8 protein-coding genes are annotated in these 12126 nt (G+C 50.3%); 5 read left to right on the forward strand and 3 right to left on the reverse strand.

Annotated features, from left to right (window positions below; genetic code table 11):
• Positions 1 to 899: 899 nt before the first annotated feature.
• Together ABC831_RS24255 and ABC831_RS24260 are read left to right on the forward strand one after the other, a co-directional pair.
• Positions 900 to 1418 (forward strand): transcription repressor NadR, encoded by a 519-nt coding sequence (locus ABC831_RS24255; protein ID WP_343250653.1) that lies wholly within the window; start codon positions 900 to 902, stop codon positions 1416 to 1418.
• Between the two features lie 113 nt (positions 1419 to 1531).
• Positions 1532 to 2599: a PTS sugar transporter subunit IIC gene (locus ABC831_RS24260; RefSeq protein WP_343250678.1), complete on the forward strand. Its 1068-nt coding sequence runs from the start codon at positions 1532 to 1534 to the stop codon at positions 2597 to 2599.
• Positions 2600 to 2771: 172 nt separating this feature from the next.
• Here ABC831_RS24260 and ABC831_RS24265 read toward each other — a convergent pair whose 3' ends face one another.
• On the reverse strand, positions 2772 to 3044 hold the full coding sequence (locus ABC831_RS24265; protein ID WP_343250654.1) for a hypothetical protein: 273 nt from the start codon (positions 3042 to 3044) through the stop codon (positions 2772 to 2774).
• Positions 3045 to 3230: 186 nt separating this feature from the next.
• Between ABC831_RS24265 and ABC831_RS24270 the strand changes: the two genes are divergently transcribed.
• Positions 3231 to 4337 (forward strand): DUF362 domain-containing protein, encoded by a 1107-nt coding sequence (locus ABC831_RS24270; protein WP_343250655.1) that lies wholly within the window; start codon positions 3231 to 3233, stop codon positions 4335 to 4337.
• Positions 4338 to 4494: 157 nt separating this feature from the next.
• Positions 4495 to 7113: a GH116 family glycosyl-hydrolase gene (locus ABC831_RS24275; protein WP_343250656.1), complete on the forward strand. Its 2619-nt coding sequence runs from the start codon at positions 4495 to 4497 to the stop codon at positions 7111 to 7113.
• On the opposite strand, the gene ABC831_RS24280 is transcribed toward ABC831_RS24275, so the two are convergent.
• Complete coding sequence (locus tag ABC831_RS24280) at positions 7090 to 8667, reverse strand: response regulator (protein ID WP_343250657.1); 1578 nt, start codon at positions 8665 to 8667, stop codon at positions 7090 to 7092. The two genes, ABC831_RS24275 and ABC831_RS24280, sit on opposite strands and share 24 nt — an antisense overlap.
• Entirely contained in the window at positions 8660 to 10402 is a 1743-nt protein-coding gene (locus ABC831_RS24285) for a sensor histidine kinase (RefSeq protein ID WP_343250658.1), read from the reverse strand. Before ABC831_RS24285 ends, ABC831_RS24280 begins: the two co-directional genes overlap by 8 nt.
• Before the next feature lie 351 nt (positions 10403 to 10753).
• Between ABC831_RS24285 and ABC831_RS24290 the strand changes: the two genes are divergently transcribed.
• A complete protein-coding gene (locus tag ABC831_RS24290; protein ID WP_343250659.1) occupies positions 10754 to 12121 on the forward strand; it encodes an ABC transporter substrate-binding protein in 1368 nt (455 codons plus the stop codon).
• Positions 12122 to 12126: the final 5 nt, after the last annotated feature.

Raw genomic sequence — 12126 nt, forward strand, 5'->3', positions numbered from 1 at the left:
TATCATCATGTACAATTCCCCTCTTTCTCATTCCCTCATAGAAACTTTATGTTTCTTTAAGAAATTTTCTTTTTATTTTAGAAAACCGACATACTTTCAACACAATTACCCATTATAATAAGTTTCAGATAGTTGATTCACACACTCACTATCTCCCCCCCTCATAAAAAAATGGCGGATGTGCGAAAGCACATCCGTCGCCTATTTCCGGCAAAATTCCAGAGCCCTTATCCCCCTCAGACGATCCGAAAACTAAATTACATCTGGCAAATTTCACAATTCATATTTTGATTTCCTATGCAAATAAGCCCTGATTTATTGTTTTAAGTCCTCATATCAGACTTTAAAAGCTTCAGATATCACGATTTTATCTGAAATATTTGTCCAATATTTTTGAAGCCTGCGTTCAGGTTTTCGAACTCCGCAGAAACATCCATTTTCTAGACCATACCTGCCGAATGTTCACCAAAGCAGGGAGGAACCCTGGGGGGCGGGAGGCGTATTCCTGTTTTGGGAGGCGGGCCGGGCAGCTGTCCTTTGGCCGGCATAGGGCGGCTGTGCTGCTGCTTAGTGAAATCCAACCGGCAGACTCAGGATGCCCGGCGGACTTCACGTCCGACGGGCAAGGGCCTCTGAACCGGGAACGCATCAAGCGTTCCTGGTGAATAGGCCCGATTCCTGAGTCTGCCGGTTGGATTTCACTTAGCAGCAGCCAGCGCACAGCCCGTCGCCGGCCAAAGGACAGCTGCCCGGCCCGCCACCCAAAACAGGAGTACGCCTCCCGCCCCCCAGGGTTCCTCCCGGTCCTCCAGCCGCCCATCCGCAGATAATTCCTTGGAAAAACACACATCCTATGCTATAATGTCGGCAGCATCAAAAAACAGAAAGGAATGGTGAGAATGGACGGCAACAAACGAAGGACACAGATCATTGAACTGCTCTCCTCAGCGGAGGCCCCCCTCCCCGGTGCCGCACTGGCCAGAAAACTGGGGGTCAGCCGGCAGGTAATCGTGCAGGATATCGCGCTGCTCCGCGCCACAAATAAAGACATCCTGTCAACAGCCAGGGGATACCTGCTGTATCAGCAGGAAAATACCAAAGCAAACCGCTGTTTTCTCGTATCCCACACGACGGATCAGATCGAAGATGAATTAAACACCATTGTGGATCTGGGAGGCAAAGTCCTGGATGTGATTGTTACTCATCCGATCTATGGTATCATCAACGTGGATCTGCTGATTTCCAATCGCCGGGAGGTCGCAGAATTCGTGGAAAAAATTCGGACCAACCGGACAAAGCCTTTAAAAGAGCTGACAAACGATGTCCATTACCACACCGTAGAGGCGGATAACGAATCTGTTCTGGATCAGATCCAAAATGCTCTGGCCTTAAAAAAATACTTGCACCCTTCTTCGTAGTGTGGTATTTTTATGCAATGAGGTGACAAGACACCTGTGTTTACATTTATAACGCAACTGAATGACTTATCCTTACACCTGTTATCACAATTTAATTATGAGAGGGATTTATGATGGAAAAGCTAAAGAAAATCTGTAACCGAATCTTTATTGAAGGGCTGTCGGGTATGGCGCAGGGACTATTTGCCACTTTATTAGTGGGAACCATACTGGAACAGATCGGAACTTTCATAGGAGGCAGCATCGGCACTTACATAATCGTAGTCGCTACCGTGGCGAAGAAGTTAACCGGTGCCGGCATCGGTATCGGTGTAGCCAGCAAGTTTAAACAGCCGCCGTTAGTCACCGTCTCCGCCGGAGTAGCCGGTATGATCGGCGCCTATGCCAAACAGATTATGGCGGGCTCCCTGCTGGTAGAGGGTACCTTCACGCTGGCCGGTGTGGGAGAACCGCTCGGTTCCTTCGTTGCCGCTTATCTGGCTGTCGAGGTCGCCGGTCTGGTCGCGAACAAAACAAAAGTAGATATTCTGGTCACTCCCGTTACCACCATAGCGGTTGGTTCCATCGTCGGGCTGTCGATCGGCGTACCGATCGCGGCATTTATGACCAAGGTAGGGGAGCTGATTAATTGGGGAGCCATGCAGCAGCCGTTCCTGGCCGGTATCATCGTATCCGTACTGATGGGGATCGCGCTTACCCTGCCGATCAGCTCGGCCGCCATCGGCGTATCGCTGGGTCTTAGCGGGATCGCGGCGGGCGCCGCGGCTATCGGCTGCAGCGCCAATATGATCGGATTTGCAGTCGCCAGTTTCCGCGAGAACAAGATCGGCGGACTGGTCGCCCAGGGTCTTGGAACTTCCATGCTGCAAATGCCGAATATCCTGCGCAAACCGCTGATCTGGCTTCCGGCGATCATCTCCAGTGCGATCCTTGGCCCTGTCTCCACCTGTCTGTTACAGATGACCAATAATCCCACCGGCTCTGGTATGGGAACCTGCGGATTCGTGGGGCAGATCATGGGATATCAGACTATGGTACAGGAAGGTGTCAGCAGCGGTATGGCCCTGCTCCAGATCGGAGTTATGCATTTCCTGGCACCGGCCCTTCTGGCTCTGCTGATTTCCGAAATCATGCGTAAAATGAATTGGATCAAGGCCGGAGATATGAAGCTGGATATCTAAGTAACATCAAAAAGAGTTTCGCTTGCGAAACTCTCCGCCTACGGCGGGCCGCGTAAGCGGCATCTTCCTTTCCGCCGTAGTGCGATCCCCGCGGAGCGTTTTTTATTTCATAGGAGCACTTTCAAAGAGAGGCCCTGGTGCAAGGCCTCTCTGGTCCTCCGCAATGAAATTTCTATGCAATTCCCTGCTGATCTTCCTCTTCTCTTTGAGGGATGATTTCTTTTTTTACTATATCTGTTACCTGATTGACACTCAATCCGGTCAGTTCCATAAAGTCACAGAGCTCATTCAGCTCTTTCTCTCTTTTTTCCCGCAGAAGAGCCGCATATTCCTGGTTTAAATCCACCAGCTTACCCTTTTCCCTGTTGACTACCGCTTTTTGTTTTTCGATTGCCTCCTGCATCAGTGCGATTCGCTCTTCGACCGGTTTTTTCGTTCTGGCCATAATATTCCTCCTTCTGAAATATGCATTATTACATATTATAGTACGAGCCCTAGTAAAATATTCCAACTTCCTGTCCCATTCGTAAAGATTACAGGATACCAAATATTTCCACACAGTGATATAATATTTATATTATCCGGGCTCGATAACCGCAGTAAGTGCTCATATCAAAAAAGGAGTAATCATATGGAGAAATCTAAAGTTTATTTTACAAACATGCGTACCGGAATGAACGTGAATCTTCAGGAAAAACTGGCGCGTCTGATCAAAAAGGCCGGCATCGGTACCATCGATTTTAACCAGAAATACGCCGCTGTAAAAATGCATTTTGGCGAACCGGGCAACCTGGCTTACTTAAGGCCCAATTATGCAAAAACCGTAGTTGATGTAATCCGGGAACTGGGGGGGAAACCCTTTCTGACCGACTGCAATACGCTCTATGTGGGCGGCCGCAAAAACGCGCTGGACCATATAGACAGTGCCTACACAAACGGCTTTTCCCCATTTTCCACCGGATGCCATATCCTGATCGGAGACGGGCTGAAGGGCACCGACGATGTCCTGGTTCCCGTAGCCGGCGGCGAGTATGTGACAGAAGCTAAAATCGGCCGTGCTATTATGGACGCGGATATCTTCATTTCTCTGACACACTTTAAAGGTCATGAGCTTACCGGTTTCGGCGGTACTCTGAAAAATATTGGCATGGGCTGCGGTTCCCGGGCCGGCAAGATGGAAATGCACAGCGCGGGCAAGCCATTCGTGGATCAGGAGCTGTGTGTCGGCTGCGGCTCCTGCCGCAAGGTCTGTGCCCAGGATGCCATCACCATCTCATCCAAAAAAGCTTCCATCGATCAGAACAAATGTGCTGGCTGCGGCCGCTGCATTGGCGTCTGTCCCCGTGACGCGGTAAATCCCGCCTCCGATGAATCCGAGGATATTCTGAACCGGAAGATTGCCGAATACACCAAGGCGGTTTTATCAGACAGACCGAATTTCCATATCAGTCTGGTTGTGGATGTGGCTCCCTTCTGCGACTGCCATCCGGAAAATGATCTGGCAATCGTTCCTGATATCGGTATGTTCGCCTCCTTTGATCCGGTGGCTCTGGATGTGGCCTGTGCGGATGCGGTGAATGCGCAGCCGGTCATCAAAGGCAGCCTTCTGGCAGAATGTGATCATGAAGGGCACGATCATTTTGGCGCCGTCAGCCCCAACACGGATTGGCACGTGGCCATTTCGCATGCGGTAAAGCTGGGGATCGGTCAGGATACCTATGAGCTGATCGAAGTTTAAGCGGAACTTAATTTTGGGCTGATTCATCTGGGGGTAAACAATTCCCACCAAAAGTACAAAGCTACACAGTATAAGCCATTTACACCCCGTCTTGCTTCTAATTATAATGGAAACACCATTTAGCCGTTATAAAAAGAAGAAAGAAAGGATGTTAGCTATGAAGTACCGAGGAGAAAATACACGTGAAATATCATTTCCCTTAGGCGGTATCGGCACCGGCTGCATCGGCCTGGCCGGAAACGGAAGTCTGGTGGATGTGGAAATCAGGAACCGCCCCAACAAGAATACCACCGCCGACTTCACCCATTTTGCCATCAAGGCGGAGAATCGCGCGGGGGTCGTGGATGCCCGCGTCCTGCAGGGTGATCTGACAAAAGACTACATCGGCTGCACCGGGCGGCCCATCTATACCGGATACGGTTTTGGTCCGGACAGAGGTACGATGGCCGGTTTTCCTCATTTTGAGGACGTTACCTTTGACGGGGAATATCCATTTGCCACGATGCATTTTTCCCATGCCCGTTTTCCCGGCAGGATCACTATGACCGCTTTTAATCCTCTGATCCCCACCAACGAAGATGACAGTTCCATTCCCGCGGCCTTCTTCCGTATACAGATCCATAACACCTCATCGGAGCAGCTGAAATATACGGTGGCCCTGTCCTGTAATAATTACTACTGCTGCACGAACACGCTCCACCGCTATGAAAAAAAAGACGGTATCCATCTGATCCGTCTGTCTAATACACAGGACAGGGAAACTGCCGAATACGGAGATCTGACCATCGCCACGGACCATCCGGATGTCAGTCATCAGGAATACTGGTTCCGGGGACGCTGGTTTGATAACTCCTCCGTGTTCTGGCAGGAATTCAACCAACCCGGTCCGCTGCCGAACCGGATCTATCATACCCCGCGGGCCAATGCGGATTCCTATGATACCTCCGATATCGCCACGCTGGCCGCTCACGTGGAGATCCCGCCCGGTGAATCCGCCGCCCTCCGATTCGTGCTCTCCTGGTCCAATCCCTATATGCATAACTACTGGGAGATCACACACCTGGGACTTTCTGTGGATGAGACCGCCCGAAGAAGGAGTATTCTCTGGAAAAATTACTATGCCACTTTGTTCCCCGATTCCAGAGCCAGCGCCCTCTACAGCCTCCGGGACTTCGACCGTCTCTGGACGGACTCCCTTCTGTACAAAGAGGCCATCTTCCACTCTTCGCTTCCCGATGAAGTGAAGGACGCGGTGACCTCGAACATCTCCATTCTAAAATCTCCCACCTGCCTGCGCTTAAGCGACGGCTCCTTCTATGCCTTCGAAGGCGTCCACGCCCAGATGGGTTCCTGCGAGGGCACCTGCACTCATGTTTGGTCCTACGCTTATGCGCTGGCCTTTTTGTTCCCGCGGCTGGAGCGAAGCGCCAGAACTAATGAATATACATATTCTATGCAGGAAAACGGCGGAATGGGCTTCCGTCTCATGCTGCCGCTGGGCTGCGGGCCCACCAATCACCGCCCCGCTGCGGACGGCCAGTTTGGAACCGTTTTAAGAGTCTACCGGGAATTCCTGATCTCCGGCGACCTCCCCTGGCTAAAAAAGATCTGGCCGGAGGTAAAGAGAAGTATCTCTTTCGCCTGGAGTCCTGAGAATCCGGACCGCTGGGATGCCGACAAGGACGGAATCCTGGAAGGAAGGCAGCATCACACGCTTGACATGGAACTGTTCGGTCCCAACTCCTGGCTAAGCGGCATGTACCTGGCCGCCTTGAAGGCAGCCGCCAATCTGGCCGGCATCCTGGAAGAACCGGACACCCAAAAAGAATACCTGGATCTGCTAAAACAGGGACAAGAGTACTTAAACTGTCAGCTCTATAACGGAGAATATTTCTGTCAGGAAGTAGATCTGAAAGATAAATCACTGCTGGAGCGGTATAACGGCGGCGTCTCTCCCCACGGGGCCAGCTCCGTACAAAGCTATTGGAACGAAGAAGCCGGGGAAATGAAATACCAGATCGCGGAAGGCTGCTCCATCGACCAGGTGCTTGGCCAGTGGCATGCGGATCTGTTAAATCTCGGAGATATCTTCGATCCGGAAAAAACCCGGTCTGCTCTGCGCTCTATTTTCCGCTATAACTTTATCCCCGATATGCGCGAGCACATCAACCCCTGCCGGATCTACGGAATCAACCAGGAGCAGGGCACTATGATCTGCTCCTATCCTCCCGGCCGTACGAAACCACTGATCCCTGTCCCCTACGCGGAGGAGACGATGCACGGCTTCGAATATCAGGCTGCCAGCCATATGCTCCGCCACGGACTGACGGATGAGGGCCTTACTTGTGTCAAAGCAGTACGGAACCGGTACGACGGCCGAAAGCGCAATCCCTGGAACGAAATGGAATGCGGGAGCAACTACAGCAGATCTCTGGCCAGTTACGCCCTCCTGCTGGTATACAGCGGTTTCCGTTTTGATGTTCATCACCGCCTGATCGGCTTTCATCCGCTCTCAGACGGAGACTGTCAGTTCTTCTGGTCATTGGATTCCGGATTCGGTACCTACCAAAGAAAGGGCGGCGTCCAAATACTCCGTGTCCTATATGGCCGCCTTGATATAAGTACCCTGGACCTCGAACATAAAGGCCCCTCTTCTCTTCAATACAATAACACGCCTGTGCCCTTTACAGACACAGAGACAGGATTACAACTCGGCCGTCCCGTCACATTAACACCGGGCAGCACTTTGACCTTATGCTCTGTCTCTAACGGCTGACACAGGGCCCAAAGTCCGTATATAATCACTGGGCGGCAGGCCGGTAGCCCGCTTAAATTGCTTGCTGAAATAACTGGCGCTTCCGTATCCGGCTTTTTCCGCCACATAGCTGACATTATCGATGCCGTCCTGGAACATCCCGATGGCCTTTTCAATCCGGATCTTATTCATAAAATCGTTGATCGTCATCTGCTTATCCCGCTTAAAACAGTAACAGATGTAGCTGTAGTTTAAGAACAGGGCTTTTGAGATCGCGGCGATGGTCAGCTCCGGGTCCCCAAAGTGTTCCAGGATGTAGTTCTCCACGCAGATCGTAATGTTGGAATAATCTTCCTGCTCCTTGGATATCTGGGAAATGGAATTCAGATAACGATCAATGATCCAGTCCCGCACCTGCTCCATTTTCCGCATTCCGCTCAATGTATCCAGCACGCTTTCCTCCATATCGATAACGGATATGGGGGAAAGGGCCTGGCTGCTCAAGATCTCCGTCAACAGATTCAAAAGCTCCAGGGTCCTAAGAATTACCTGATCCCGGTTGGCCCGCTCCTCTCCCATCACCTGATAGATATCCGTCAGTTTCTGCTTTAACTCCCCCATGGACCGGCTGAATACCAGGGTCTTGATCCCGTTCTTCTCCTTCGCGTCCAGGCCGCGGTATTTCCACGATGTCCTGATATCCCGGTAGAACACGATCTGCTGCTTTAGCATCGCACAATTTTCCAGCGCAATACACGCTTCATTGTATGACAGATACATCTGTTCGAATCCCGGATAGGCATTACCCGCGCCGACCTGTACCGTATATCCTTTTTCCTTCACGAGTGACAGTAGCGTTTGGATTATCCGCGGATACACCGTCTCTTTCCCGCCGTCAAAGATAAAGAATAAGCGGTTTTTGATATCCAGGCAGGAGAACGAGTCCTCTTTGTTTAACCCTTCTTCCAGTTTCCCCTGAAAACGCCGTAGTTCTTCTAAGGAAGGTTTCTCCGGTATCTCCGCCACTATGATCTGGTAACTGCCGTAGGAGACCAGCAGATCATCCGCCAGTTTTTGATCGTATTCTTTCATATTATGAATCGTAAAATTGCAGTTCACCAGGTCATTGTAGTACCTCTCCAGATAAAATCTCTCGTTTTCATTTTTCAGATTTTCCAAATGATTGTTTAACGTATCCCGCTGTTCGATCTCTTTGCGCAGTCCGTCCAGCGCCTGAACCAGCGTCTGGTAATTGATGGGTTTTAAGATATAGTCAAAGACGCCCAGATGGATTGCCTGCTGGGCATATTTGAACTCATCGTAGCCGGTCAGGATCAGATAGCGGCAGGGGATTCTTTGCGCGTTCAACTGCTCGATCAGCTCCAGGCCGCTTAAGCCCGGCATATTGATGTCCACCACCGCGATCTGGGGAGGATCCGCACTCATCATCTGCAGAGCGGTTTTCCCGTTATTTGCCTCCCCGCATACCGTCATTCCGTGCTCTGCCCATGGAATATTGTTTTTCAGCGAGAGTCTCTCATAATACTCATCATCTACTAAAAATACTTTAAGCATATATGTCCCCTCTTTCCTCTCCTGTCTCCTTCTTTGTCGCCGGAAAAGATATGACGATGCAGGTGTACTCCCCTGCCCTGCTCTCTATGTGGAATTCCACCTGGTCGTTGTAGTGGATGTTCAGCCGTTTGACCACGCTGGCCAGTCCGAAATGCTGATCCCGCTCATCCCGCTCCTCCCGGATCGCTTCGTATATCTCTTCTTTTTTTTCCTCTGTCATCCCGCTTCCGGTATCCAGAACCTCGAATACTACCCGATGGTTTTCCAGATAACCGCCCACGCAGACAGTGCCTTTGCTCCCCTTCTCCTTGATTCCGTGATAGATGGCGTTCTCCACCAGCGGCTGCAGTGTCAGCTTTGGTATCGTATAATCGTAGACCGCAGGGCTGAACGCCAGCACATAATCCATGAATTCGATATACCTCATTTTCTGGAGACTTAAATAATTTTCGATGAGCTGGATCTCCTGGGCGATTCTGATGATACCGGAGCCGTTGTTCAGAGAAATACGGTAAAAATTTGCCAGGCTCTCCACCGTGTTCATGGCTTCCTGACCCATATTACAACGGATCATGCTGTTGATCATTTCCAGGACGTTGTAGAGAAAATGCGGTTTGACCTGCTCCTGGATCATCTGCAGCTCCATCTTGCGCTTCAGCTTCTGGTGGTTCTTCTGCTCTCTCATCAATACCTGGATCCGGTCCAGCAGCGAGTTGAAGGTAATTCCCAGCTCCGCGATCTCGTCCTTTGAATTCGGCGTAAAGCGAACGGAAAGATCTCCTCCCTTCGCGTGATTCATGACATTTTTCAAAGACATGATGGGCTTCGTCTGGACTCCGGCGATGGCCATGGCTGAAAATATGGCAAACAAGATTCCATAGACCGTGAAGGTCATAAGCGTAGGGAAGGTGGTAGTGACCTCGTTTTTTAACACCTGGTAGGAAGAGATCAGCAGAAGCTGAATATCGAACGGCGGAAAACTCCTGGTCGTGACGATCAGGGAATCCTCCTCCTGCTTGATAATTACGCTGCTGTCTTCCAAAAGCAGTCCATAACTGATCTGCATCTCTGAGAAAAGACTGGTATACATAGGCAGTTCTTTCTGACTGGCTATGATGTACTCTTCTTCCAGTATGTAGATGTCATCGCTATATGCCTGGAGCAGTTCGTTCATCTTACCGGTGTCGGTGAATAAGACCACATAGCCGATCATCCGGTCCGTCTGGTCATTGACGGGTACCAAATAGGAAAAAACCCGCTTTCTTTCCCCGGAATCTTTGTACTGGATCGAGAAAGTTTTTGTCCATCTATTCGGACTCTCCCGGATCTTATTCATCGCCGTCCTGTTGAAAAAGTAGGTGAGCCGGTCCAGATTCAGCGTCTGTTCGCCGATAAAATAACCGTCCGCATCCATAAGCGAAACGGCGAGGATCGAATCCAGCGTGTTTTCATACCTTTTCAGACAGGGCCGGTTGTCCATCTGTTTATAGGAGACTTTTCCCCGGTCTTCGGCCGCGCGGGAAGCCTGTGTGATATACTCCCTGACTTCCTTATCCCCGGAGATGATATTTCCCACAGCTTCGACCGAATCTTTATAGGTGTCCAACGTGTTGGCCAGGGTATTAAGCGTGATCAGATCCGAGCTCTTTTTCTGCGCCAGTGATGTATTGATATTATTTAACCGGGCAAAAAAGAAAAATCCGAAAATCGGCATGACGATCAATATAAAAATCATCACAAAGTATTTGATTACAATAGAATGAAGATTCAGTTTTTTTATGCAGCATCCCCCCGTTCAGGCTTTACCGTTCTCTTTAAGCTTATTATATCATTCCTGTTGAGATGATTTAAGCGCATTTTCTCATTACCCGATAATATTACAAGTAATCCTCGAATCGTTCATTTACATTTTTATCCGCCCCCGCTATAGTAAATTTAAAGATGCAGACAGCCGGCCGGCTTGCAAATTTTAAATGTTATGAGCCTGGTTTATATCACTGAATATTCATGTTTCTTTACACACGAGGCGCTCAAAACGAAATATGATAATGAAAACGAAATATGATAATGAATGGGAGGACGAGAAATGAAAAAGAAATTGTTGGCATTATTGCTCAGTACCTGTATGATCATAGGTCTCGCTGCCTGCGGCCAGGAAAAAGAGCCGGAAACAGGAGCCACGGATACTCAGGCTCCTGCAGCGGATGCACAGACCGGGACGAAGGACGCAGAAGCACCGGCAGCGGACAGCGGCAAAAAATCAGACGTTACCCTGACCCTGGCCATGTGCGGTGACGGGGCCACGAAGGAATCCCTGGACCAGCTATTAGCTCAATACACAGAAAAGACCGGAGTGAAGGTCGAGACTATATTCATCGCGGCCAACTGGGGCGAATATTGTACGAAGATCCAGACGATGGTCGGCGGCGGCGATGACCTGGACTGTGCGATCTTAGCGATCGAGGGAGTCTCAAAATTCCTGAACATGGGAATCGCGGAGCCGATCGACGACTGGATCGCTGAGAACAAAGAGATATCGGACGCGATCTTCGCGGACACCAGCCCCTCTTTCCAGGATGTATTCAAAGATGACGCGGGCAGTACCTATGCCTTCCCGTTCTCTTTCAACAACGTGGTGATGCACTTTAACACCGCCCGGTTGAAGGAGGCCAATCTGGAGCTGCCCAAAGACAACTGGACCAAGGACGAATTCCTGGAATACTGCAAAGCGCTCACTACGGAAAAGGACGGCGTAAAACAGTACGCGGTAGCCGTGCCCTTTAACGAATACTTCTGCGCGGAAGCCTGGCTCTATAACAACGGTGCTTCCTATATGAATGAAGACTTTACGGAAAGTACCATCAACTCTCCGGAATCCGTGGAGATCTTCCAGTTATGGCAGGACCTGATCTACAAATATGGCTATGCGCCGATCCCGGAACAGAATGTAGCCGCCGTTACCCAGATTATCAACGGTCAGGTGGCCATGGGTTCCTGGGGACGCTGGCCTACCGCCAACTATGTGGCCGATAATTTCAAGGACGTGGCTATCCAGTATCTGCCCTCCTTTAAGACCAATCAGCAGATCGGAGGCGTGGACGGTATCTTTACGCTGAAGAACTCGAAGCATGTTAAGGAGGCAAAGGAGCTGGCTGCCTGGATGTCCCAGGCTGATTTTGAGGGACAGTATCTCTCCGTCGGCAACATCCCCGCGCTCCACTCCCTGGCCCAGACGAAGATATCGGAATTGGGAATTCCTGAAAACTATGAAATCTTCTATCTGGATTCCAATACGGATATTTACAAACCGGTCAGTGCACCGCCGCAGTTTACAGAATGTTCAGATATCGTCCTGACCGCGATCTCCGATATCTGCGTCAATCAGGCGAATGTCCAGAAAACCCTGGATCAGGCGGCTGAGGATATGAATGCCATCCTGGCTGAAAATAAGTAATACCT

It is taken from the genome of Diplocloster hominis (assembly GCF_032380655.1).
In the GTDB taxonomy this organism is placed as follows: domain Bacteria; phylum Bacillota; class Clostridia; order Lachnospirales; family Lachnospiraceae; genus Diplocloster; species Diplocloster hominis.

Bases quoted from the DNA above. Each gene is read 5' to 3' on its own strand.
- ABC831_RS24255 (WP_343250653.1), top strand. From the start codon at position 900: ATGGACGGCAACAAACGAAGGACACAGATCATTGAACTGCTCTCCTCA.
- ABC831_RS24260 (WP_343250678.1), top strand. From the start codon at position 1,532: ATGGAAAAGCTAAAGAAAATCTGTAACCGAATCTTTATTGAAGGGCTG.
- ABC831_RS24265 (WP_343250654.1), bottom strand. From the start codon at position 3,044: ATGGCCAGAACGAAAAAACCGGTCGAAGAGCGAATCGCACTGATGCAG.
- ABC831_RS24270 (WP_343250655.1), top strand. From the start codon at position 3,231: ATGGAGAAATCTAAAGTTTATTTTACAAACATGCGTACCGGAATGAAC.
- ABC831_RS24275 (WP_343250656.1), top strand. From the start codon at position 4,495: ATGAAGTACCGAGGAGAAAATACACGTGAAATATCATTTCCCTTAGGC.
- ABC831_RS24280 (WP_343250657.1), bottom strand. From the start codon at position 8,667: ATGCTTAAAGTATTTTTAGTAGATGATGAGTATTATGAGAGACTCTCG.
- ABC831_RS24285 (WP_343250658.1), bottom strand. From the start codon at position 10,402: ATGATTTTTATATTGATCGTCATGCCGATTTTCGGATTTTTCTTTTTT.
- ABC831_RS24290 (WP_343250659.1), top strand. From the start codon at position 10,754: ATGAAAAAGAAATTGTTGGCATTATTGCTCAGTACCTGTATGATCATA.